This is a genomic window from Nostoc sp. CALU 1950, from assembly GCF_051172895.1.
Classification (GTDB): Bacteria; Cyanobacteriota; Cyanobacteriia; order Cyanobacteriales; family Nostocaceae; genus Nostoc; species Nostoc edaphicum_A.
This window is the reverse complement of record NZ_JBDNJQ010000015.1, coordinates 21,940-45,209: the sequence shown is the minus strand read 5'-3', so window position 1 is coordinate 45,209 and position 23,270 is coordinate 21,940. Positions and strand designations below refer to the sequence as shown.

General features: G+C 41.2%; 21 protein-coding genes. 13 read left to right on the top strand and 8 right to left on the bottom strand.

The window, feature by feature from the left end; all coding sequences use genetic code 11:
• The first annotated feature begins 137 nt into the window (after positions 1-137).
• From dndC to ABF638_RS06995, 9 genes are all read left to right on the top strand, one after another.
• Positions 138-1,817: a DNA phosphorothioation system sulfurtransferase DndC gene (gene dndC / locus ABF638_RS07035; protein ID WP_435021429.1), complete on the top strand. Its 1,680-nt coding sequence runs from the start codon at positions 138-140 to the stop codon at positions 1,815-1,817.
• Positions 1,818-1,888: 71 nt separating this feature from the next.
• Entirely contained in the window at positions 1,889-3,874 is a 1,986-nt protein-coding gene (gene dndD, locus ABF638_RS07030; protein ID WP_435021427.1) for a DNA sulfur modification protein DndD, read from the top strand.
• Between the two features lie 41 nt (positions 3,875-3,915).
• Positions 3,916-4,302 (top strand): DNA sulfur modification protein DndE, encoded by a 387-nt coding sequence (dndE, locus tag ABF638_RS07025; protein WP_435021470.1) that lies wholly within the window; start codon positions 3,916-3,918, stop codon positions 4,300-4,302.
• A 51-nt stretch (positions 4,303-4,353) separates the two neighbouring features.
• Positions 4,354-5,811, top strand: coding sequence for a DNA phosphorothioation-associated putative methyltransferase (locus tag ABF638_RS07020; protein WP_435021425.1), 1,458 nt, complete (start codon positions 4,354-4,356; stop codon positions 5,809-5,811).
• A 245-nt stretch (positions 5,812-6,056) separates the two neighbouring features.
• Entirely contained in the window at positions 6,057-7,349 is a 1,293-nt protein-coding gene (locus ABF638_RS07015) for an AmpG family muropeptide MFS transporter (RefSeq protein ID WP_435021423.1), read from the top strand.
• Positions 7,334-7,756 carry an ABC transporter permease gene (locus ABF638_RS07010; protein ID WP_435021421.1) on the top strand — a complete coding sequence of 141 codons (423 nt, stop codon included), beginning with the start codon at positions 7,334-7,336 and terminating at the stop codon, positions 7,754-7,756. The genes ABF638_RS07015 and ABF638_RS07010 overlap by 16 nt, the downstream gene beginning before the upstream one ends.
• A gap of 198 nt (positions 7,757-7,954) precedes the next feature.
• On the top strand, positions 7,955-8,146 hold the full coding sequence (locus ABF638_RS07005) for a hypothetical protein (RefSeq protein ID WP_435021419.1): 192 nt from the start codon (positions 7,955-7,957) through the stop codon (positions 8,144-8,146).
• Positions 8,147-8,163: 17 nt separating this feature from the next.
• Entirely contained in the window at positions 8,164-8,712 is a 549-nt protein-coding gene (locus ABF638_RS07000) for a GNAT family N-acetyltransferase (protein ID WP_435021417.1), read from the top strand.
• Between the two features lie 174 nt (positions 8,713-8,886).
• Positions 8,887-9,645 (top strand): HEAT repeat domain-containing protein, encoded by a 759-nt coding sequence (locus ABF638_RS06995; RefSeq protein WP_435021415.1) that lies wholly within the window; start codon positions 8,887-8,889, stop codon positions 9,643-9,645.
• Between the two features lie 102 nt (positions 9,646-9,747).
• On the opposite strand, the gene ABF638_RS06990 is transcribed toward ABF638_RS06995, so the two are convergent.
• From ABF638_RS06990 to ABF638_RS06970, 5 genes are all read right to left on the bottom strand, one after another.
• Positions 9,748-10,155, bottom strand: coding sequence for a phosphomannose isomerase type II C-terminal cupin domain (locus ABF638_RS06990; RefSeq protein WP_181928464.1), 408 nt, complete (start codon positions 10,153-10,155; stop codon positions 9,748-9,750).
• Positions 10,156-10,329: 174 nt separating this feature from the next.
• On the bottom strand, positions 10,330-11,673 hold the full coding sequence (locus tag ABF638_RS06985) for a PQQ-dependent sugar dehydrogenase (protein WP_435021412.1): 1,344 nt from the start codon (positions 11,671-11,673) through the stop codon (positions 10,330-10,332).
• A 200-nt stretch (positions 11,674-11,873) separates the two neighbouring features.
• The gene (locus ABF638_RS06980) at positions 11,874-13,085 is read right to left on the bottom strand and encodes an EAL domain-containing response regulator (protein ID WP_435021410.1); all 1,212 of its coding nucleotides are present in this window, start codon (positions 13,083-13,085) and stop codon (positions 11,874-11,876) included.
• A 26-nt stretch (positions 13,086-13,111) separates the two neighbouring features.
• A complete protein-coding gene (locus ABF638_RS06975; protein ID WP_435021408.1) occupies positions 13,112-14,266 on the bottom strand; it encodes an ATP-binding protein in 1,155 nt (384 codons plus the stop codon).
• Between the two features lie 705 nt (positions 14,267-14,971).
• A complete protein-coding gene (locus tag ABF638_RS06970) occupies positions 14,972-15,280 on the bottom strand; it encodes a TIGR03792 family protein (RefSeq protein ID WP_181928389.1) in 309 nt (102 codons plus the stop codon).
• A 132-nt stretch (positions 15,281-15,412) separates the two neighbouring features.
• Between ABF638_RS06970 and ABF638_RS06965 the strand changes: the two genes are divergently transcribed.
• Both ABF638_RS06965 and ABF638_RS06960 read left to right on the top strand, forming a co-directional pair.
• Positions 15,413-15,736, top strand: coding sequence for a phasin family protein (locus ABF638_RS06965; protein ID WP_069073600.1), 324 nt, complete (start codon positions 15,413-15,415; stop codon positions 15,734-15,736).
• A 78-nt stretch (positions 15,737-15,814) separates the two neighbouring features.
• Positions 15,815-16,336: an FKBP-type peptidyl-prolyl cis-trans isomerase gene (locus tag ABF638_RS06960; RefSeq protein ID WP_084227332.1), complete on the top strand. Its 522-nt coding sequence runs from the start codon at positions 15,815-15,817 to the stop codon at positions 16,334-16,336.
• 148 nt (positions 16,337-16,484) lie between these two features.
• Here the strand turns inward: ABF638_RS06960 and ABF638_RS06955 are convergent, their stop codons facing one another.
• The 3 genes from ABF638_RS06955 to gloB form a co-directional block, all read right to left on the bottom strand.
• Positions 16,485-19,115, bottom strand: a complete 2,631-nt coding sequence (locus tag ABF638_RS06955; protein ID WP_435021405.1) for a replicative DNA helicase — start codon at positions 19,113-19,115, stop codon at positions 16,485-16,487.
• Positions 19,116-19,260: 145 nt separating this feature from the next.
• On the bottom strand, positions 19,261-19,719 hold the full coding sequence (rplI, locus tag ABF638_RS06950) for a 50S ribosomal protein L9 (protein WP_094352304.1): 459 nt from the start codon (positions 19,717-19,719) through the stop codon (positions 19,261-19,263).
• Positions 19,720-19,922: 203 nt separating this feature from the next.
• On the bottom strand, positions 19,923-20,696 hold the full coding sequence (gene gloB, locus ABF638_RS06945; protein WP_435021403.1) for a hydroxyacylglutathione hydrolase: 774 nt from the start codon (positions 20,694-20,696) through the stop codon (positions 19,923-19,925).
• Positions 20,697-21,108: 412 nt separating this feature from the next.
• Here gloB and ABF638_RS06940 point away from each other — a divergent pair, with 412 nt between their 5' ends.
• Both ABF638_RS06940 and ABF638_RS06935 read left to right on the top strand, forming a co-directional pair.
• Positions 21,109-21,951, top strand: coding sequence for a hypothetical protein (locus ABF638_RS06940; protein WP_435021401.1), 843 nt, complete (start codon positions 21,109-21,111; stop codon positions 21,949-21,951).
• Positions 21,952-22,083: 132 nt separating this feature from the next.
• The gene (locus ABF638_RS06935) at positions 22,084-23,247 is read left to right on the top strand and encodes a glycosyltransferase family 4 protein (RefSeq protein ID WP_435021399.1); all 1,164 of its coding nucleotides are present in this window, start codon (positions 22,084-22,086) and stop codon (positions 23,245-23,247) included.
• Positions 23,248-23,270: the final 23 nt, after the last annotated feature.

The window sequence follows — 23,270 nt, the reverse complement described above, 5'->3', positions numbered from 1 at the left end:
TAATTATCCAAAAATTTGGATATTAGTAGTAAAGTTTTTAAAAACTTTTCTTAAACCCACGGAGGTGGGTTTTGTCTATCTAGACTTGAATTCTATTCGCCCAAATATTACGCCAGTGTTTCCAGAGAGAAGGAGAAATGACTACAGCACAACAAGCAGAAAATAAAGGTCAGCAAACACGTACTGTAGCAGAGTTAGTGGATTACATCCAAGCTCTCAACATTGAAATTCAAGAATTGTATTGTTTAGATGAGATACCTTGGGTTTTGGGCGTGTCTTGGGGAAAAGATTCTAGTACAGTATTGCAGCTTGTATGGAATGCGATCGCAGATCTTCCTCCAGAAAAAAGAACTAAAACAGTCTATGTAATTACAACCGATACTCTGGTGGAAAATCCTGTAGTGTCTGCTTGGGTTCGCAAATCCTTGCAGAATCTCAAGGTAGCTGCAAAAGAACAGGGGATGCCAATCGATCCACATTTACTACAACCAGTAATTCAAGACACGTTTTGGGTAAATCTTATTGGTAAGGGATATCCAGCACCCCGTAACCAGTTTCGCTGGTGTACACCACGCTTAAAAATTAATCCTGCTAATCAATTCATCCGTGAAATAGTTAGAGCTAACGGTGAAACAATTCTTGTATTGGGTACTCGCAAAGCAGAAAGTGTCAAACGTGCTGCCACAATGAAAAAGCATCAAATTGATAGAGTACGCGATCGCCTGAGTCCTAATGCCAGCCTACCCAACTCCTTAATCTATACCCCTATTGAAGATTGGAGTAATAACGATGTCTGGATATACCTGAATCAGTGGGATAATCCTTGGGGACAAAGTAATAAAGAATTATTTGCTATGTATCGAGGTGCAACAGCCGATAATGAATGTCCACTAGTTGTTGATACTTCTACTCCTAGCTGTGGTGATTCCCGATTTGGCTGCTGGGTTTGCACATTAGTGAATAAGGATAAATCAATGGAGGCGATGATCCAAAATGATGAAGAAAAAGAATGGATGCAGCCATTATTAGATATCCGTAATGAACTAGATATCAAAGATGACCGAGAAAAAAGAGATTTTAGAAGAATTTGGGGAGATGTCCAACTATTTGAACGCAATAAAAACGGGGAAACCTCCATTGAACCAATCCCTGGCCCCTATACCAAATATTGGCGGGAACATTGGTTAAGACGATTATTAGAAGCGCAAACAAAAACCCGTCAGACAGCGCCAGAAAATATGCGCGATATCACCCTAATTACTCTAGAAGAAATGAGCGAAATCCGCCGCATTTGGCTAGAAGATAAACACGAATTTGATGATAGCTTACCCCGGATTTATCAAGAAGTGACTGGTGAAGAGTTCACAGACCCACGTCCTGGCGCTGATTATAGCCTGTTAGGTGTAGATGAATGGGCAGTACTAGAAGAAATCTGTGAAGGCGATACTATGCACTTTGAACTCATGGCAAAGCTATTAGACACAGAACACCAATATCGCAAAAAGACTCGTCGCACGGGAATATACAACACTTTAGAGAAATGTTTTGATACAAGTTCGCGCTCCCAAAAAGATGCAATTGATAATGCTCATTTAAAACGCGATTTAAGAGAAGCTATTAGTCAAGGCGATGTTGTAAAATTCCGGGAAAAGTTTAAGCAGCTGACATTGGGTGATGCTGAGGTAGTGGGTGAAACAAAAGATACAACAAATGAATTATTTGCAAATTCAAACAATAATGTATCCGCAACTTCTCTTACAGAGGAAACTGAAAAACCGCAAACTTGGGCAAATATAAAATTTCCACCCAAAGACTAATAATAATTTCGCGCCAAGATGCAAAGTATATCTCAGTACCTTTGCTTTAGGCTTAAATCTTCAAAATAATCATGATATTTCTTGAACTCGTTCTACAAAACTTTGGCCCCTACAGTGGTAAACAGGTAATCAATCTTAACCCAAAAATTGATGAGGGAAACTCACACCCAATCATCCTATTAGGTGGTATGAATGGCGGTGGAAAAACCACGCTTATGGATGCCATTCGTCTCGCCCTTTATGGCGCTCGTGCCCAATGTTCTACCCGTGGTAATTTAAGTTATAGTGATTTTCTCAATCAATGTGTTAACAACAAAATAGATCCAGTTGCAGACACCAGGATTGAATTACTTTTTGAACATATTGAAAATGATAAGCCAATAAAATACCGGGTTGTGCGTAAGTGGAGAAAAAATCCTAAAGATGGCAAAGATACGTTAGGTATTTTAGGTGACAGTGATACCTGGCCTGATGCTTTAGTTAATATCTGGGATGAATATATTGAAAATATTTTGCCATTAGGGATTTCTAACTTATTTCTCTTTGATGGTGAACAAGTTAAAGAACTTGCAGAACAAGAAACACCACCACCAGTTGTAGTAGACGCAATACGCGGACTTTTAGGGCTAGAGTTGGCAGACCGTTTAGCAGTTGATTTAGATATTTTAGTTAACCGTAAACTTAAAGAAGTTGGTAATAGTAAGGATTTAGCAAACCTAGAGGAAATTGAAACTAGGTTAACCCAACAGCAAGAAGATTATCAAACCACAGAAGAGAAAGTAGAAATTCTCAAAAATCAGGTAGAAGAGTTAGAACAAAAGCAGCAAGAAGCCTTTGATAAATTTATTTCTGAAGGTGGGAAGATTGCAGCCGAACGCAATCAACTAGAACTACAACAGCATACAAAAACTGCGGAAATCGAACAAGTACGTCAGTCGATGTGTGAATTAGCGGCTGATGTTTTACCTCTGGCATTAATTCCCAATTTGCTTAATCAGGCGCAAGCACAGGGAGAAAAGGAATTTCGGCATCAACAGATACAAATTTCTAAAGACTTGTTAATTGAGCGAGATCAGCGCTTACTCACTTGGCTAAATCAAGTAGAAATTTCCTCGATAGAAGTTGAAAAAATCCAATCATTTTTAATCCAAGATGTAGATAGTTTATATGCAAAGACTATCCAGACAGAAGCACGTTGGTTATTAGCTGATGATGAAACTTTAAGTCAGCTAGATAATCTCATATATCACTTACAAAATTCTAAACTTTCTGCAAAAGAGAAATTAGCTATTCTCAAAAATAAAGAAGAAGAAATTCATACTCTAGAAAGGCAAGTGCAAACAGCAGCCGCACCAGAAGATTATACAAAGCTGCGTCAAGCATTAGAATCGGCACAAAATCAAGTTGTTGAAGCTAAAGCAAATTACGAAACAATCCGCCGCCGTTTAGCTGAGTTAGAAACTATTATTGCTAAGTCAAAAAGAGAATTAAGTGATTATACTGTAGAAAATATTAAGCATAAAAATAGCGAACATATTATTACCTATGCGGCTAAAGTTCAAAACACACTTAAGATTTTTCGTGAAAAATTAACATTGAGAAAACTCAATAAGTTAGAGGAAGAAGTTAAAAACTGCTTCCTTTATCTCCTCCATAAATCAGATTTAGTGCATCGGATAACTATTGATACTAAGACTTTTAGCCTTTTGCTTTACGATTTAAATGGTAAACCTGTTCCGAAACATCGTTTATCAGCAGGCGAAAAACAACTACTTGCGATCGCATTCCTCTGGGGTTTAGCCAAAGTCTCTGGACACCGCCTACCAGTAGCAATCGATACGCCGTTAGGTAGACTAGACTCCTCTCACCGCAGTAACCTAGTTGAACGTTACTTTCCATCCGCCAGCCATCAAGTAATTTTGTTATCTACGGATACTGAAATTGGAAAGAAAGAAGTTGAAACACTGCGAGAAAACGAAGCGATCGCACGCGAATATCTCCTCAAATACGACTCCTCCACCCGCCAAACTACCATACAACCTGGTTATTTTTGGTAGTAGATATTATTGAAAAATTGAGCGATCGCAATTTCAAAATTATGGAATCCCCAATCGAAAGAATAAAACTTTCCCAAACAGCCAAAGACCAACTTACCAAACTTAAGCGCAGCACTAAAATCGACCAATGGAATATCCTATGCCGTTGGGCGTTTTGTCGTTCCCTCGCAGAATCAACCACACCCTCCCCCGTCCCAATTCCCCAAGATAGCAACGTCGAAATGAGTTGGCGCGTCTTTGGCGGGGAAATGTCTGATATTCTCCTCCTCGCCCTTAAGCAACGCTGTCACAATGACGGCTATGCCACGGACAAAGAAACTCTCGCCACCCAATTCCGCTTACATTTGCATCGCGGTATTGGCTACTTAGCAGGCGATCCAAATATCAAGAAAATTGAAGATTTAATTGAACTGGCGGTTAAAAATTGAAAGGATATTAGTTGACTGTTAACTGTTGACTGTTAACTGACAACTAATATTATGCCTGAAGCGCTAGAAATTGAGCGTCATAGAGCTGCGATCGCTCGCATTGATATATCTCGCCCTGTACGATTGGCTATAGAAGGGTCAATCCTCAATCAAGACACCACTTTTTTTGACTACGGCTGCGGCTACGGTGGTGATGTCCAGCGAGTAAAAAACTTAGGCTACACCAGTGCAGGTTGGGATCCTTACTACTATCCTGATGTACCACGCACCCCCGCTGATGTGGTCAATCTGGGTTATGTCCTCAACGTCATTGAAGACGCAGAAGAACGCCGTCAAAGCCTGATCCAAGCCTGGGAACTCACTGGGAAAGTTTTAATTGTCGCTGCTCAAATACTCATTAATGCTCCCAGCAAAACCCAACTTGCTTACAATGATGGCATTGTGACGCGCCGCAATACTTTTCAGAAATATTACGAACAACAAGAACTCAAAACTTATATTGATGCAGTCCTAAATGTCGATGCAGTACCGATCGCACTAGGCGTATACTTTGTTTTTCGAGATGAAGCTGAAAAAGAAAGCTACAAAGCTATCCGCTTCTTTTCTGCGACTTCTACACCGCGAGTCCGTATCCCCGTTAAGCGGTTTGAAGACTATCAAGAACAGCTGCAACCACTCATGGCTTTTTTTACCAAGCGCGGTAGATTACCTGTTAAAGGCGAATTGGAAAATGAACAGGAATTACTGAATGAATTTGGTAACTTTCGCCGCGCCTTTGGTGTAGTTTTGCAAGCTACTGATGAGGCTGAATGGGATGCGATCGCTTACCGTCGTTCTCTGGATATCCAAGTTTATCTTGCCCTGACTCACTTTGATAAACGTCCGGCATGGCAAAAACTAGCCCCAGAAATGCGTCACGATATCAAAGCCTTTTTTAGTAGCTATGAGGAAGCTTGTCAAGTAGCCGACCAAAAGCTTTTCAGTTTAGGTAAACCTGGGGTGATTAAAACTGCGTGTGAAAAAAGCAAAATTGGTAAACATACACGTGGTGCGCTTTATGTCCATGTTTCCGCATTAGCAGCACTTGACCCCATACTACGAATTTGTGAAGGTTGCGCTAGTCGTACCATTGGGCGTGTCGATGAAGCTACATTAATCAAATATCACACTGACAAGCCGCAAATATCCTATCTGTCTTATCCTGAATTCGACACTGATCCCCACCCGGCGTTAAAAGCCAGCATCGGTATTGATTTAAAAACCCTCTTTGTAACTCACCGAGATTATGAAAATAGGGCAAACCCGCCGATTTTGCACCGGAAGGAAACATTTGTTACCAGCAACTACCCACGCTACGAAGAATTTGCTAAACTCACCCAACAAGAACAGGAATTAGGGCTGCTTAACCAAAAAAGCGACATTGGTACGCGTGAAGGTTGGGAAAAATGCCTCGCCGCATACAGAGTAGAAATCAGGGGGCATCAGGTTTATCCAATTCAGGAAAGTTGATAAAACGCTGACGCTATAAGGTTATCCTGAATTTGTATTTAACCCAAGTAAATCTTGGTAGTTTGTCATGTTTGCGGAAAATCACACAGCAGCTGTCGCAAGTTTCAATCCCTGAGCGGGATTAATAGGAATTGCTGCCACTCCGATAATTCAAACCCTTATAGGTACTACTTACATGATATACTTTTGCATTTCCTCGTTGTGTTTTATTGATATTTTCTCAAAAGAGGCAAAAATTTGAAACTATGAGGAAAATTAAATCGCTGCTGGGAGTTTTCGGTAGTCGCAAGATTGCGGCTTTATTATTTTTAGGTTTTTCATCGGGTTTACCGTTATTTTTAATTGGTAGTACCTTAAAGGCTTGGATGACGGAGGAGAAGGTAGATTTGTCCGCTATTGGTTGGTTTAGCCTTGCGAGTTTGCCTTATTCCTTGAAGTTTTTGTGGGCGCCGTTGGTGGACAGGTTCACTTTGCCAGTTTTGGGACGACGACGGGGTTGGTTAATTTTGACGCAGATTGCTTTGATTGTAGCGATCGCATTCATGGCTTTTCAACAACCCAAACAAGCATTACAGTTACTAGCAATCAACGCCATAGTCATCGCTTTTATCAGTGCAACTCAAGATATTGCCGTTGATGCCTACCGTACCGACGTTTTAGAAAAACTAGAAATGGGTGCTGGTGCAGCAGTTTTTATATTAGGTTATCGAATAGCCCTGTTAGTCGCAGGTGCTTTAGCCTTGATACTTGCTGACCAACTGCCTTGGTCATCGGTTTACTTGTTTATGGCAGGGACGATGATAATTGGTATTCTTGCCACGTTGTTTGCACCAGAACCGAAGGAAATTAGTCCTCCAGCTTCTCTGGCTGATGCTGTAATTTTGCCCTTTCAGGAATTTTTTCAGCGTCAAGGGATTATCAAAGCTTTTCTAATGCTTGCATTCATTACCCTATATAAGCTAGGTGATGCTTTGTTGAGCAATATGACCACGCCTTTTTTGCTGCAAACTGGTTTTACCAAAACCGATATTGGGGCAATTCAAGTGGGGATGGGGTTAATTGCCACGATTGTCGGTGCTTTAGCAGGTGGTTCAATTTTGAGTGCTATTGGCATCAATAGATCGCTTTGGGTTTTTGGTATTCTACAAGCAGTAAGTAATTTAGCTTACTTTTTCCTAGCATACATCGGTCAAAACTACCAAGCTATGGTACTTGCCATCAACGTAGAACAATTTTGTGGTGGATTGGGGACAGCAGCCTTTGTTGCCTTTTTGATGAGTCTTTGTAACCAGCGGTTTTCCGCAACCCAATATGCTTTGTTATCCAGCTTAATGGCTGTCAGCCGTGATATTCTGGCGGCCCCTGGAGGCGCGATCGCCCAAAGTACGGGTTGGCCTATATTTTTCTTAATTACCATCGCCGCCGCTGTACCAGGACTACTCTTATTACCAGTATTTGCCCCCTGGAACCCTCAGCCAGTGGCAGTATCCAGACCAGGACTTGAGGACAAAGAAGAGGATATATGGGGAATCAAGTAGTTATTGCTGTCGGCACATTCATCCTCTTACTCACTGGTTTATTACTTGGCTATGTTCTCTCGCAGTTAGTTCTGGGATTTCTAGCATTTAACCTCCTAACTTTTTTCGGAACACTCAGCCTAATTTTAATTTTTGGTACACTTTATTACGTTTTATTTTGGCAGTTGCGGAGAGATCAGTCCCGGCCATCAACTCCATCAACCATCAATCAAGGGATACCAACCCAGGTAGAGGAGGATTTATCTGATAGCTATCTCAAAAATAGGCTAATCGCTAAATTATCTGGTGATACTGCCGCTGCCGAACGGTTAATTGAACAGGCAAAGGAAACTTATCCTGGGATGCCGGAAAATTGGTATTGCGAAAGGGTGCTTGATGACTTAGAGCGCGATCGCCAGAGGGAGTAGGGGAGGCAGGGGAGGCAGGTGAAGCAGGGGGAGCAGGGGGAGCAGGGGAAGCAAGGGGAGAGAAGTATTGTCCAATGCCCATTCCCAATTCCCAATTCCCAATTCCCATGCACAGAAAATTGCTAAAATAAATCAAGAATACTTCACAAATCTTCAGCTAGGTTCTCATAAAAGTTCCTAGCTTCTTGCAATTAAAATATGGCTATTTTTCGTCAATACATCGCTCCACTGCTTGTAGTACTGGTGTTTGTTTTTGCCCTAGTTGCAGTCAGCGCCCGGATATTTTTACCGTCCGATATGGCAGCACCCGCACCAATTGAAGAGGTAGAGGTAACTGCTCAACCGACTCCAACTGATTTACCACCAGCAGCACATAACTTAGCTAGCTAAGTCAATAAACGTTAAAAGTGTCTGAGCAACTACTACCTGGATACATTATTCGCCGTGGCTCCCTTTTGGAGCGATCGCTGCTACTTAAATTCATGCAGCGAACTTACCAGGATCTCTTTCCCGACGAGGATTTTTCTCATTTAGAGCAAACAGTTAAGCAATACTTCTCCAGCGATACGCCCTTGTGGTGGGTAGAAGAGGAGGGGGAGCAGGGGAGCAGGGGAGCAGGGGAGCAGGGGAGCAATAAAGAATCTCTCTCCTCTGCCCCTCTGCCCCTCTGCCCCTCTGCCCCGATCGCTTGCCTCTGGGTAGGCAATGCCATAGATCAAATACATGGGAACCGTCATGCTCACATCTTTATTCTCTACGTTGTACCAGAACATCGACGACGGGGTATTGGTACAGCCTTGATGCGATATGTGGAAAATTGGGCTATTCAAAGAGGCGATCGCCAGATTGGACTGCAAGTGTTTCAATCAAACAAACCCGCATTGAATCTTTACAATCAGTTAGGTTATCAAACCCAATCCATCTGGATGGTAAAATTCCTGAGTGCAGAAAAATAAACTCAAGAATAGCGATAACATACTGTAGGGTATGAGTTATAGAGGTTCTCGTTTGGATAAAACTCAACGAGGAAGAAAGGAAAATGTATAAGAACCCAACTAATATATATAAAGCTTTAACTTATTAGCGCGGGGGATTATGTGTTAATCCCTTTTCGGGATTGAAATCAAATTATGTATGACGAAGACGATCTAAGCCTACTCGATATTGAGGAGGAGCTAGAAAGCCCCTTAGATAAAATAGAGCCGCTAACTGCCGAATCAGTTGTGGCAAAGCCCGATCCAGAAGTGATGCTAGCCTTGCTGGAAAATCCCCAGGCCCAGCAAAGAATGTTAGCGGCACGTGCTTTTTGTGATATAGAAGATGCCCGTGCTACGCCTCATCTGATTCGCCTGTTAACTGATACCTGTCCCTTAGTGCGGGTAAGTGCAGCTTATGGCATCGGACGCAATCCCAGTTTAGAAGCAGTGAGTCCGTTAATTGCTCAACTAAACAGTGATTGGAATGGCTATGTGCGTAAAGGTGTAGTTTGGGCTTTAGGAAACTGTCGCGATCGCCGTTCTTTAGCACCTTTAGCAAACGCCCTCAGAACCGACATTTCCGCAGTGCGTTTGTGGGCTGCTAGCGCCTTAGCACAGATGGCAGAAGTCGGTTACGAGGCAGTTATAGGGGCAATGCCGCCTTTAATTGAAGCCTTAGTCCAAGATCCCGTAGCAGCGGTGCGGAGTAACAGTGCTTGGGCAATTGGTCAACTGTGCCGCGAATTGCCTTCTAATGTAGTTTATGCCACTGCGATCGACGCCTTAATTCAAGCCTTTGCAGAAGACCAAGATTTGGGAGTCCGGGAAGACGCCAAAGCCTCACTGTTAGGAGTGGGCGATCCCCGTGGCTTACAGTTGATTGAAACGTTGGAACAAGAAGGATGGTTTTGATTGGGTATGGGGAATTGGGCATTGGGGAGAAGAGTTTCCCCTGCTTCTTCCTCATCCCCTGCTCCCCCTGCTCCTCTACTCCCTCATCCCCCGTCCCCGCCCTTACTGTCCTTCAGCTACAGGTTTGACCAAATTTAAGTCATAAGGGCGCTCAGTATCATCCTCACCTAAATATTCACCATTTTGAATTTCCAGAATAATTAGCGGAATATGTCCAGGATTTTCTACTTTATGTAGAGTTGCTGCGGGGACATAAGTTGATTCGTTTCGATTCAGTAATATTTCTGCATCGCCACAAGTTACTTTCGCTACACCGGAGACTACAACCCAATGTTCATTGCGGTGATAATGAATTTGTGGTTTAATCCCGTGCCTGGGCTTGATTTCAACACGACTAATTCTATAGGTTTCTCCCTCCTCAATTACCTCTACTTCACCCCAGTATCGTGTACCTGAATGTGGAGACAATTCGTTGATATTTGACTGAGTATTATTTTCATTGGGAGTCATAATTAATTTCTCAACCAGATAGGTATTAGTATTTATCAGTAATTTACCGTAAACGAGATAAACCTGGGTAGGGAGATGCAGTCACAACGTCTCTATTGATGACAACTGCTCTAACTTTACTTTAGGCAAAAGATCCTATCCGTGAATTTCTAAATGTTTGAAGGCGTGAATTGCTTAATCCCCCGTATACTGAATCCGATAAATCCGATTATTGGCTTCTTCTGTTAATAGTAAACTGCCATCTGGCAACATGAGTAAACCTACAGGTCGTCCCCAAGTGCTTGGTACAGAAGGATTTAGCAAAAATCCTGTGAGAAAGTCTTCGTAGTAGCCAAGCGATCGCCCTTTAGCATCGAAGGGAACAAATACAATTTTATAACCAGTGCCGCGATCGCGATTCCAAGAACCACGAAAAGCCGCAAAAGCACCGTTACGGTATTTTTCTGGAAAGGTTTTACCATCATAAAACTGCAAACCCAATGCTGCTGAGTGCGCCTGGAACAGCACATCTGGCGTTTGGGTACGGGCTACTAAATCGGGGCGTTTACTTTTGTCATCCGTTTTTTGCCGCGGATCGAGGTTGTTTGGTGTTAGATAAGCATAGGGCCAGCCGTAGAATTGTCCCTGCTGAACGCGTGTTAGATAGTCTGGAACCAATTCATCACCGATTCCATCCCGTTCGTTGACAGTGGTATAAAGTTCCTTAGTTACAGGATGAAAGTCTAAACCAACAGGGTTACGCAAGCCGGAAGCGAAAGTTTGCTGCTGGGAACCATCTAAATTCATCACCTGTATTGAAGCCCGTGGTAGGGGTTCTTCATCCACATTAGTTCCTGAACCAACTGAAATATATAATTTATTGCGATCGGGTGAGACAACGACATTGCGTGTCCAATGGTTGTTATAACCTTGAGCAGGTAAGTCGGCGATTTTTTCACCTTTACCTGTAATCTGGTTTTGGCTTTGGCTATAGGGAAAACGCACCACAGCATCTGTGTTCCCCAGAAAAAACGAATTATCTACAAAAGCCATACCAAAGGGTCTATTGAGTCCGTTTTCCCCACTAGCAAAGGTTTCTCGAACGTCTGCTACACCGTCGCCGTTGCTGTCACGTAACAGACGAATCCGATTTTGCCCGGTTTCAGTCACGAGTACATCACCACTGGGGGTTAAAGCTAGCCAGCGTGGGGCATCTAAACCTTCAGCAAAGACGTTTACTGTAAATCCTGGTGGTACTCGCAGCACCGGGTTTTGCGGAATCGGCACAACCTCTGGTCGCTTAGAGGCACTTTCTGTTGCGAAGGGTGCTGGTAAATTCTTCAGATTGATTCGGATGGGTGTAGGTGAAAGTGCTTCAGTACGGACAATATTTTTTGGCTGTGTAGGATTTTGTGTCTGTTGAGTAGAAGGTACAGATGTTTGTGGTGTGGGATTATCTAAGGAAGCGCGAGTCTGATTACAGGCTGCTGTCAAGGTCAGTAAAAAAACTGGCAGCAAGAAACGCGCAGGGACTTTCATGGCGGTAGAAACTATACACAATTTTCTTACTTTAGACTTGAGACTTAATAATTGTCGCCAGTCTAAAGTTTGATTTTTCTTAATTAGTTAAGGGATTGTGGATTGGGAGATGGGGAACAAGAAAGAATTATTGAATAAGTCTCTTCTATTCTTTGTCTCCCCCTCTTCCTTGTCTCTTCTCCATTCCCCATGCCCAACATTTAAACATATAAGCATTTGTTAGTTAACAAAAAGTTTTCAAACTCTGCTGCTGGTAAGGGACGACTAAATAGAAAACCTTGCATAGAGTTACAGTTGTGTTGGCGTAAAAAAGCCAGTTCTGCTTCCGTCTCTACACCTTCAGCAACTACATCTAAATTGAGATTGTGAGCCATTTGAATTAATGCTTTGGTAATGGCTGACTTCTGTGGATCATGAGCAACATTATGAATAAAGTAACGATCAATTTTTAAGGTGTTAATTGGTAAATTTTTTAGATAAATTAAAGAAGAGTAGCCAGTTCCAAAATCATCGATCGCAATTTTCACACCCAAAGATTGCAATTTGCTCATAGTAGCGATCGCACTATTTACATCTTGCATAATCATACTTTCGGTGAGTTCTAGTTCTAAGTAATGTGCTTCCAACTCATTGACAGCTATCAAATTGACGATGTTATTAATAAAATCTGGTTGATTAAATTCAATTACTGACAGATTTACAGCAACAATCAAGGAATTTATTCCGACATCGCGCCAGCTTTTAATTTGTTGACAGACTCTTTTTAATACCCATTTACCAATAGGAACAATTAAACCTGTAGACTCTGCTAACGGAACAAACTCTGTTGGGTAAATCATCCCCAACTCTGGACTTTGCCAGCGCAATAAACTTTCAGCAGCTACTATCTTCCCAGAAGCAATATCAACTATTGGTTGATAATAAATTTCAAACTCTTGAAATTTATGTTGCTTGATAGCCCGATGTAAGCTAATTTCTAACAACTGCATCTTTGGAGACAAGTTGTTAATTACAGTCTGAGGAGATAAATATCTTTTTAAGGTAGCGTGCTTTTCCAGCCTGTTCATGATGGCACTTAACAACTCAGCCCGAGTGAATGGCTTAGTTATATAGTCATCAGCACCCATATCCATGCCTTGACGGAAGTCAGATTTGGCTGATTTGGCAGTTAGAAATATGAAGGGAATTGTTGCCGTTGATGGATCTTGACGTAACGCTGTTAACACGCCATATCCGTCAATTTCTGGCATCATCATATCACAGAGAATTAAATCGGGAACTTCAGAGATAGCCAAATTTACACCGATTCTGCCATTAGCCGCAGCAATCGTTTCAAAATCCTCAGCTTCTAATAAATCTAAAATATTTTCACGGACTGCTTCCTCATCTTCTATTATTAAAATTTTGGACATATTTACCTCAATTTATATTTTATTTTTTAATTAAAAATGACAGTAAACTTTCTACCAAATTCCAGTTTACTTATTACAAAAATTAGCCTTTGTAGATATCTGTACACGTTTTTTACAACTGCTATTCCTAATTCAGTACTTAGTATATTACTGGCGAGATCAAAGGATTCAAACAGATATAGTATGTCTTCTGGAATACCAATTCCCCAATATTGAATTTCAAATACTGTTTGCCCATGCTGACAAAGGAGACTAAACTTGACAATGCTATCATCTGAGGAATATTTAATCGTATTTGAGAGCAAGTTAGTCAAAATGCGTCCCAGCAGTTTTTCATCCATGCAGCAGGTTACAGATTTATATTGACTGGTGAAATAAATCAAACGCCGATAGCCCAGATTCATCTGTACTTTTTCTAGTAATTGTCGGCTGTATTTGACCAAGTTGAAGGATGTTGGTCTACACTCTAATTTTCCCGCTTCTGAATTACTGATAATCAACACATCATTCAATATCTCAGTCATGATGATGTGATATTTGAGTGCATACATCTGCATCACCCTGGTATCACACTTACAGTAAAAGTCCAAATCCTCCTTAGAAACTCCAATTAGGCGAACAAGTTTGCCTGTCGTATCTTTACGTACTATAGCGCGTGCTAGTAACCATTTGTACTTGAGTAATTGTCTCTCAACGAGAATCTGATGTTCTACCTCAAAGGAACCAATACTAGGTTTGTCTCTAGTTTTCTCTATTTTTTGTGCTAATCCTTGAGAGATACTTTCAGGGGTAATATTACCAAGAATCTGACCTTGGTTATCTGTAACTGGCAATAGATCCCACTGCTGCTGGCGCAAACGTGAAAATATTGAGGCTATCTCCGAAAATTCTGACACGTCTAATGTCATGACCGAGGTATGCATAACTTCAAAAATATTGGCTGTTTTCAAGCTAGTTCCAGAAGCTACAAGCAGTACCATATCATGCTTGGTGAAGCACCTTACTATCTGCGAAGATGAAGAAATTAAGACACTCTTGCCCTGTGCTACTATCAGTGCGTAGGCGTAGCCCGTCGTAAACATAGCATCTAATAGTGATGTTTCTGGTACAACCATTGGCAACGAACAGTCAATTATTGACTCTAACCTTTGTAGTCCGATAAGCTGAGGTAAAGCTTGCATAGATTTTTACGATAGCTATTATCAAACAATAGTTATCTAAAGCTGGTCATCTAAGTATTTTCCAATATTTTGACGCTAAATAAGTAGTAATATTTGGGATAAAAACACTATAAAAACTATGTTAAGAATTACAAACTAGCTTATATCCAGCTAATTGAAAATTGGAATGGGGAATGGGGCATCGGGCACAAGAGGTAGAGGGGCAGGGGGAAGGGTGCAGAGGAAAGGAATTTTCCCCCTGCTCCCTGTCTCTTCACCTATGGTGTACACACAAGTCGGATGTAGAGACTTAAAAGCCCAAGTAGAAGCCTTTAAAAATTACACAGGTTATTATCCAGAATCTGTTCATGTTGATAAAATTTATCGGACAAGAGAGAACCGAGCTTGAAGAAAGAGGTATTATCCCTCTTCTGTCACTTTCCGTGAGGGCGATCGCTAGAAGCCTCATGAGGCAACCAATACAAGCTATACTTTTAGAAAAAATTTGGTCGGCTAATAATAGACAATAAAAACTTATGCCAAAACTCTTGCTTCAGTAACTAATTAATCCTCCTCTGGCTTTTCATCACTTTTTCAGCAACCCCTATTTAGTTCTCAGTTTTAATTAATACTTTTTCATCTCCTACCTCCTGCCTTTTGCCTTTTTATAGGTGTCGGCTTGACAATACAGCTTTGCACCTCGACGAGTTGGAAGTAATCTTTCACCTATGAATGGGGAAATTTCCGTACTTGATATTCTCCTGAATCCACAATTAAATATGATTCTCTGAGCGCTTGAATGAAGTTGTCTTCAATGGTCTGCAAATGTGCTTGGGGTATGGCTTTCCACTGTTCCAGTGTTGCCCAACGAATGATGAGGATAACTTCTGTGTAGTCATTGGGGCTGATCCAAACCTCTTTACCGAGAAATCCTGGATACTCAGCCAGCGCTGTTGTCCAAATTTGTGCGTCCTTCTGGATAAAATATTCCCGTAAATCCGGGGCAACCTTAAACTTGAGAAGTTCTATAAACACGTCCTTTGAACCCTGTGTTTCTTAATTTGCCAAAATAGAGATGTAGGCTAGAGTAACTACGCTTTAAGCATAGCTTGATTGCCTAAACTCAGGAGCAAAGGTCGCCTGGTTAATAAGTAAGAGGAAGGGAATATGGACAACAACAATTGGTTGCAACAGCTAATGATGGTGGGTCTTGGGACAACGTCTTTAGTAGCAGAAAAACTGCGGCAAGTCAGCGATGATTTAGTTAAAGACGGTAAACTCAATCCTGAGCAAGCCAAGGCGGTAATGGATGATATTGCCCAGCAGTTAAAGTCGGAACAGGGAAACTGGGATGTTCAAATGCAGCGGCAAATGCGAAATATGATGCAGGATTTGGGGGTGGCTCGCCAGTCAGAGGTAGACGAATTAAGGGGTAGAATTGACCGTTTAGAGCGGCAAGTGCGCGATTTAGAAAATAAGCTTTGGCGTTAGAATACCCTTTCTGATTTAAACTAAATGTGTCCTGTTGGTAATCTTTTTGCCAGGATACTTAAGTAAGGAGAACTGATTTTGAAACCAATTTTCCTCAGCGTGGCGTTCATGCTGGTGTGTGTTGTGCTGTTGATTGTGGGGCAAGTAGGCAGTAAACAGAATACTGCCATTGCTGCCGAATTAACTCAAACACCGTCAGCGCCCACAACTGTAACTGAAAACAATATCTTAATTGCGAGTAATACTATGTCTGATGCGAATGCCGTAACCACTCCTTCTGGATTGAAGTATGTTGAGTTAAAAGAGGGGACTGGAGCGACTCCTCAGCCTGGACAAACGGTTGAAGTTCACTATGTTGGCACTTTAGAAGATGGTACTCAGTTTGATAGTTCACGCGATCGCGGCCAACCCTTCAGCTTTAAAATCGGCATTGGACAGGTAATCAAAGGTTGGGATGAAGGACTTAGCACTATGAAAGTAGGCGGTCGTCGCAATTTAATCATCCCCTCTGAGTTAGGTTATGGCGCTCGTGGTGCTGGTGGCGTGATTCCTCCCAACGCAACTCTGCTGTTTGACGTGGAATTGCTAGGAGTTAAGTAAAAATTGGGTATGGGGCATGGGGAAGAGGACACGGGGACACAGAGATAGTATTTGATCGTTTCTTTGCCTCGCTGCTTCTCTTCGTCACCTTGTCTCCACCATCTCCCTCATCTCTCCCATTCCCAATGCTCAATGCCCAATTCCCCATTCAAATTTTTAAATTTTGAAACTTTGTAAACTGTGGATTGAACAAAAGTTTTGCAGTACCCGTAGGCCCGTTGCGGTGTTTAGCTATAATTACTTCTGCAATGCCGCGATCGGGAGTATCGGGAGAGTAATATTCATCACGGTATAACATTATTACTAAGTCGGCATCTTGTTCAATGGAATTGTGAACAATAATATTATTTGCAACAAAATTATGCAAACCAGGAACAGTGAGGTCAAACACTTCTTCCTCGCCGCTATATTCAATTGAAACTATTTTATCCCAATAAACATCACTTTTGGCAAGAGTAACCAGTTTAGACGATTGAAGAATGTTGCCAACTTTTAAAGCTCTTTCTCGACTTAAATTTACTTTGTAAAGAGTAGAGCCACAATACGAAACTCCAATGGAGGCTTGTAATATCCGTGTGGTGAAGCCAATAGCTTGCATCGCAGGTACAACCTCTATTTTCCAAACATCCTTCGGAATTATATCTCTATTAGGGTTGTGAATACTGTTTTGAAGGTGTTGAAAAATATCTTGGAGTGAACGTAGCTTATATTCTCCTACTGCTCCAATATGCATAATAAACAACTGAAGATCGGGCTTACCAGTGATTATTACATGATATTGATTTCTGCCTTTCCCAACTTGAGGAACTGTCCTGAGTGTTGCATTAATGCCAAGCCTTAATAAAAGTGTCTGTACATCAAAAGCTAGTCTCTCGCTACTGCTTGCATAAAATGCAATAGGTCTTGGCTTTTTTCCTGCAATTAAGTTGATACAGCCATCTGTACTCCAAAGGTGTCTTAGAAAGCAACCTATTGACTCTTGAGGTTGTGAGAACAATTCTTGAGGTACAAATTTTTCATAAGACCTTAAACCAAAAACACCGAGAGAGTCTAGCCATTTGGCTATTGGATTTCTCACACGATGAGTTAGATGTTGTGCTGCGGATAAGTAAACTTGATACCACCCACGTTCAGGTGAAATTCTAGGAACAATTGAATCTCCAAAAACTTCTGTTGCCAAGAAAGCAACATTCTGAGCTAAATCTATCTCTCTGGTAGTGTACTGTATGACATGACGTGGCAATGTACAACCGTCGCCAATTAAATGCCCTAATAATGCGACTTCGGCATAAGTCATAGTTTGCTTACCAGGACTGGGGAGATGTCTGGGTAAACATAGATGTTGTTTAGGAGTTAATTCATCAAGTCTTTTCCAGCCATCAATTGTTAAAAACTTGTGATTACCTGTGGCACGGATTTTCCGGCCCAATCTAGTTGTTAAAGTAAACAGAGGCTTTACACCAGTGGAAAAAGCATTGCTAACAATTGCTTTTTCTAGCTGCATTGTAGCTTCGTTCAATGCCCAAACTGCAAAACCAGATTTATCTACTAATTCCTTAATTGGCACTTGCAGTCCGCTATCTGCTAATGTCACCAGACTATCGCCTGCTAAACAACCGGATTCTCTCAAATCTGACAACATTGGACGCTTGTTTGTGCGTGCTTCAACCCCTCGACTCAACTGAGACAAAGCAATAACTGGTACAGATAATTCCCGCGCTAAACCTTTGAGTTGACGAGTAATTTTTGATAATTCTTGAACTCGATTATCGCCTGCTCCTTCCATCAATTGCAGATAATCTATTACAATTAATCCTAATTCAGTTCCAACTTCTGCTTGTAATCTTCTTGCCTGACTACGCATTTGTGTAACTGTAATATTCGGCGTATCATCAATATAAATTGGCATCTCTGAAAGGATACCAATAGCACGGCTTAAAGGTTCCCACTGTGTTTGGCTAAGGCGTCCAGTCCGCAGATAACTACTTTCAATTTGTGCTTCGCTAGCTAATAGCCGTTGCGTCAATTGCTCTTTTGACATTTCCAAGCTGAAAACTGCAACTGGTAATTTATAAGAAGCGGCGATATTATGAGCAAGGTTTAAGCAAAACGCTGTTTTTCCCATTGATGGTCTGCCAGCGACAATAATTAAATCAGAACGTTGAAAGCCGCTGGTCATGGCATCTAAATCGTAAAATCCGCAGGGAATCCCAGGTAAGGCAATGCCTTGATTTCTATCTTCAATATCCTGGAAATTATTAATTAGAGTATCAGAAATATGAACTAAACCCGATTGGGGACGCTCTTGAGTAACACCGAATACTTTCTGTTCTGCCTGATCTAAAACAGTTGGTAACTCGGTTTCTGTCTCGTAACCCAAATGTACAATTTCATTGCCAGCTTTAATTAACTGTCGCCGCAGGTATTTTTCCATCACCAACCCTGCTAAGGCATCGATGTTAACGGCTGAGACTGTGCGATCTACCAGAGTTGCTAATTTATTTCTGCCACCAATGCGGGCAAGCATTTCATGGTCAGTCAGCCAACTTGTGACTGAGAGTAAGTCTGTAGGTTTACCTTGAGCGTGCAGCCTCACAGCTGCTTGATAAATATCTTTGTGAGCGCTAATGTAAAAAGCTTCGGGAAGGAGGCGATCGCTAACTCGACTAATCGCTTCTGGATCTAGCAAAATACCCCCCAAAATCGCTTCTTCCGCCTCAATATTTTGGGGGGGGAGGCGATCGCTACCATCGCCTTTAAAACTCAGTTCTTCAGCCATAAACGATTTTAGTTTTGAGATTTTGCTAGAGACGCGACTACTCGCGTCTGTTTGCTAGAGACGCGATTAATCGCGTCTGTACAAGAGTTAAAGGTTATTTACTTTTACTTCCCTTGCTTCCTCATCCCTGCGTTCCCCTCTTAAGTTAACTAGCGACGACTTGAATATCGACTTGTGCCGCTACTTCAGAATGCAGTTTGATTTCGGCTTGATAAGTACCAAGGTGGTTAATATCGGGAATGGTAATGCCACGCCGATCAATTTCTTGACCTGTGGCTGCCTTAATTGCATCTACAACATCTTGGGTGGTGATAGTACCGAAAATTGCTTCGTTTTCACCAACTGGCTTGGCAATTGTCAAGCTGCCAACTTTTTCTAAAGATTCTTTTTGCTCAAGAGCTTGTTGTCTGAGTTCTAATTGCCGTTGACGCTCTTGCTCACGACGGCGTTCTACTTGCTTGAGAATACCAGGAGTGGCATTGGTTGCCAATTTTTGGGGAATCAGATAATTACGAGCGTAGCCAGGAGCTACTTCCACTAAGTCGCCAGATTTCCCCAGCTTGCTGATATCCTGATTTAAAACTAACTGTACGCGTTTCGCCATCGTTTTTCCTGTAAAATCTGATTAATTTGGGTAAGGCTTGATAGCTCACAATGTCACTGCTGTATTCCAAGCTTCTTTGCCTATACCCTAAAGCTTACAGATCGTAGCGAAAGGAAGGGTGCGATCGCAACTATTAGCGCGAGAAAATTGATGGAGATTGGGAAATGCCCAATGCCTATCGCCCAATCCCCAATGCCAAATGCCTAAAAGTTATTTTTCATTTCCCGTATCCGTGCAAAGGTTTGCACTCCATCGCTACTCTTAACAGTTGATTGTAATGATGGCTGATCCCAACGTAAAAAGGGATTGCTTCGCTTCTCTACTCCCAGCAGAGAGGGGATAGTAGCTTCTCCTCGACTACGGTAGGCTTTTACTTCATTGAAGCGTTTTTGTAAGTCGGCGTTGTCGCCATCCACAGTTAGGGCAAATTGCAGATTTTTTAAGGTGTATTCGTGGGCACACCAGATGCGTGTATCATCGGGCAGAGAGCGTAATTTGCTCAAGGAGTCTACCATTTGGGTCGGTGTTCCTTCAAACAAGCGACCGCAACCGCCAGAAAATAAGGTATCGCCGCAAAATAATTCCCCTGCCTCGCCAGCTTTTTCTGGGGAAAAGTAGTAAGCAATGTGAGCGCGGGTATGTCCAGGGACGAAGATAACTTCAGCTATACGGTCTGCAAACTGGACGCGATCGCCTTGTTGCAAAAACACCTGCTGTCCCGGAATTCTACCACGATCCTCAGCTCCTCCATAAACTATCAGTTGGGGAAATTGTTCCATTAATTGCTTATTACCACCCACATGATCGTTATGGTGGTGCGTGTTGAAAATTGCTACCAACTCAGCTTTTAATTCTGCCAGTTTCTTTAAAACTGGTTGAGCCTCCGCTGGATCGACAACAGCGGCAATATTTTGTTTGTAGTCGTGTAACAAGAATATGTAGTTGTCTGAGAGTGCTTCCAGACGGATTACCTGCATTATCTCTGCCTCCCTTACAACATTAATATTTGGTCTTGAGTAGCAATAGTAGCAATACTACATTCCAGTGAATAATAGTGCTACTTCCACAAACTATATCAAGTATTTATACTTTTTTTATTATAGCTATATGCAATATTCACTCTGATATTACACAGCCGTTTTAGACGGTAATTATACTTAAATAAAGTCAACTTCAGATGAAATTATCAGTAAAATTTCTCTGGAATAGCTACAAATATAAAGTTAAATTTATTTCATTGTTTTTAAGTAAAAAACAATAAATTGCCAAGTTTATATTTTGCTTATCTCTACTCTATAAGATTTGGCTATAAATAAAACTAGAGTAAGACTTTATCAAAATAAATACATGTCTATTTTCCAAACTAAACAACAATTATTAATTTGATTTATGCCAACAGAAACTAGAGGATTTATTACAATTTTAACTGGACTTTACCCTTTTCAAGATTGTATTCATTTTTTGGCGGCAATTAGAAAGTTCCATCAAGAGCCAATCATTATTCTAATTGATCAAGTACCTACAGGACTCTATCCTTTTCTAAAGGCTTTTAAAAATGTAATTTTAAAGCCGGCTCCTGCAAATGAAAATACTGTTTTAGCATCAAGGCAAGCAAAACTGGCTCTATATGCGGCCTCTGAGTTTGATAAAACAATTTACCTAGATTCAGATATTTGTTTACTTTCCGATATCAACGACGTATTTGACTATTTAAATGAATATGATTTGCTATTAACTGAAGATGTGCAACCTTCCATTCTTAAAGCTACAAATTTGTTGCGCGGAAAGCAAGAAGACATTTTGCCAAATGTTTTGCCAATTCTGCAATCTGTAGGGTTTCCTTTGCAAGCAGATGACGTGCAATATAATAGCGGTTTAATAGCTTTTAGGAAAACAGAAGTAATCAAGGTATTTTTTGACGAATTTCAACGTTATTTTGAGATTGTCAAAAACAACCAAGATAAATTACTTCTAAAAGATCAAGGGGCTTTTGCATCTGCGATCGCATCTGTACAACCTTACATGAAAATTCTACCACCCACCTATAATTATCTCAGTAAGTGGCAGGATGCTTATAATATTCAGGATAAAATTAAAGTTCTGCACTGCACCTATCCTTATCGACCTCAATATGCTAAAAATATTAGTCGTTCCTTATATACACGGATTTTTGACAGATTCGCTAAAGTAGTTTTACCGAATCAAGTTACAAATCCTTGGCGCACTAAATAAACAAGAGGGGAAAAGGTTAAAGGGAAAAGGGGAAAGGGGTGAACAGGTCGCGCCAATTGCGGGCGAGGTTTTTACCTTTTCCCCTTCCCCTTTCCCCCTTCCCTCTTCTTCATAAAAATAAGTATAAAAATAGTGAAAAAGTTTTCCAAGATATCGCTGTTGGTTTCAGATTTATCAAGTGCAGCTATTTTGCGTGCATACTTGATAGCAACAGCCCTAAGAAATTTAGAATATGAAGTTGAAATTATGGGGTTTTTATTTGGAAATAACTTATATCGAAATTTACCATCAGAATTAAACGTTTATAGTTTACCGGGCAAAAATTTTCCAGATTTTTTTGGAGAAGTCAGCAAATTTATCCCAAAAATTGATGGAGATATAATTTATGCTATCAAACCACAAATAGCGAGTTTTGGAGTTGCCCTAATAAATAAAATATTTAGCCGAAAACCGTTAATTTTAGACATAGATGATTGGGAACTCAGTTGGTATGGTGGCGATGACTGGCATTATCGTCCCACACCGAAACAATTAGCTAGGGAATTGTTGAAATCAGACGGCGCACTCAGGAATCCTTATCATCCTTTGTACGTGAAATGGATGGAAGGTTTGGTAAGTAGCGCTGATGCTGTGACGGTGCATACTAAATTTTTGCAGCAGCGCTTTGGCGGTACATTTGTTCCTAATGGTAAGGATACTTCTTTATTTGATCCCGCTCGATATGATGCTGAGTCCAGCAGAAATCGTTATGGTTTATCTGAATATCGTATTTTAATGTTTCCTGGTGCGCCAAGACCCTATAAAGGTCTAGAAGATGTTCTCATCGCACTCGATAAAATTAATCAGCCAGACTTAAGACTAGTGATTGTAGGCGGTAGTCCTTATGATGATTATGATCAGCAACTCCAACAAAAGTGGGGACGCTGGATTATCAAATTACCAAAGTATCCAGCTGATGTTATGCCTGATTTGGTAGCAGCGGCTCATATTGTAGTCGTTCCCCAGCGAGACACCCCAGAAACTCGTGCTCAATTTCCCCTGAAGTTGACAGATGGAATGGCAATGGCTAAACCTGTATTATCAACGCGCGTTGGAGATATTCCCAAAATTTTAGGTGATACTGGTTATTTAGTCGAGCCTGCTTGTCCTGAACAGATTGCTGAACAAATTCAATTGATTTTTCAGAATTTAGAGTCAGCAAACCAGCAAGGTCTCAAGGCTAGAAAAAGATGTGTGGAACACTATAGCATAGAGGCTATGGCTTCTACGCTCAAGTCAGTAATTGCTAGGCTGTGAATCTTGATTTGGGGTAGGGTATT

Excerpts from the sequence above, each read along its gene's own strand:
- dndC (WP_435021429.1), top strand. The coding sequence starts at position 138 with ATGACTACAGCACAACAAGCAGAAAATAAAGGTCAGCAAACACGTACT.
- dndD (WP_435021427.1), top strand. The coding sequence starts at position 1,889 with ATGATATTTCTTGAACTCGTTCTACAAAACTTTGGCCCCTACAGTGGT.
- dndE (WP_435021470.1), top strand. The coding sequence starts at position 3,916 with ATGGAATCCCCAATCGAAAGAATAAAACTTTCCCAAACAGCCAAAGAC.
- ABF638_RS07020 (WP_435021425.1), top strand. The coding sequence starts at position 4,354 with ATGCCTGAAGCGCTAGAAATTGAGCGTCATAGAGCTGCGATCGCTCGC.
- ABF638_RS07015 (WP_435021423.1), top strand. The coding sequence starts at position 6,057 with ATGAGGAAAATTAAATCGCTGCTGGGAGTTTTCGGTAGTCGCAAGATT.
- ABF638_RS07010 (WP_435021421.1), top strand. The coding sequence starts at position 7,334 with ATGGGGAATCAAGTAGTTATTGCTGTCGGCACATTCATCCTCTTACTC.
- ABF638_RS07005 (WP_435021419.1), top strand. The coding sequence starts at position 7,955 with ATGGCTATTTTTCGTCAATACATCGCTCCACTGCTTGTAGTACTGGTG.
- ABF638_RS06995 (WP_435021415.1), top strand. The coding sequence starts at position 8,887 with ATGTATGACGAAGACGATCTAAGCCTACTCGATATTGAGGAGGAGCTA.
- ABF638_RS06990 (WP_181928464.1), bottom strand. The coding sequence starts at position 10,155 with ATGACTCCCAATGAAAATAATACTCAGTCAAATATCAACGAATTGTCT.
- ABF638_RS06985 (WP_435021412.1), bottom strand. The coding sequence starts at position 11,673 with ATGAAAGTCCCTGCGCGTTTCTTGCTGCCAGTTTTTTTACTGACCTTG.
- ABF638_RS06980 (WP_435021410.1), bottom strand. The coding sequence starts at position 13,085 with ATGTCCAAAATTTTAATAATAGAAGATGAGGAAGCAGTCCGTGAAAAT.
- ABF638_RS06975 (WP_435021408.1), bottom strand. The coding sequence starts at position 14,266 with ATGCAAGCTTTACCTCAGCTTATCGGACTACAAAGGTTAGAGTCAATA.
- ABF638_RS06965 (WP_069073600.1), top strand. The coding sequence starts at position 15,413 with ATGGACAACAACAATTGGTTGCAACAGCTAATGATGGTGGGTCTTGGG.
- ABF638_RS06955 (WP_435021405.1), bottom strand. The coding sequence starts at position 19,115 with ATGGCTGAAGAACTGAGTTTTAAAGGCGATGGTAGCGATCGCCTCCCC.
- rplI (WP_094352304.1), bottom strand. The coding sequence starts at position 19,719 with ATGGCGAAACGCGTACAGTTAGTTTTAAATCAGGATATCAGCAAGCTG.
- gloB (WP_435021403.1), bottom strand. The coding sequence starts at position 20,696 with ATGCAGGTAATCCGTCTGGAAGCACTCTCAGACAACTACATATTCTTG.
- ABF638_RS06940 (WP_435021401.1), top strand. The coding sequence starts at position 21,109 with ATGCCAACAGAAACTAGAGGATTTATTACAATTTTAACTGGACTTTAC.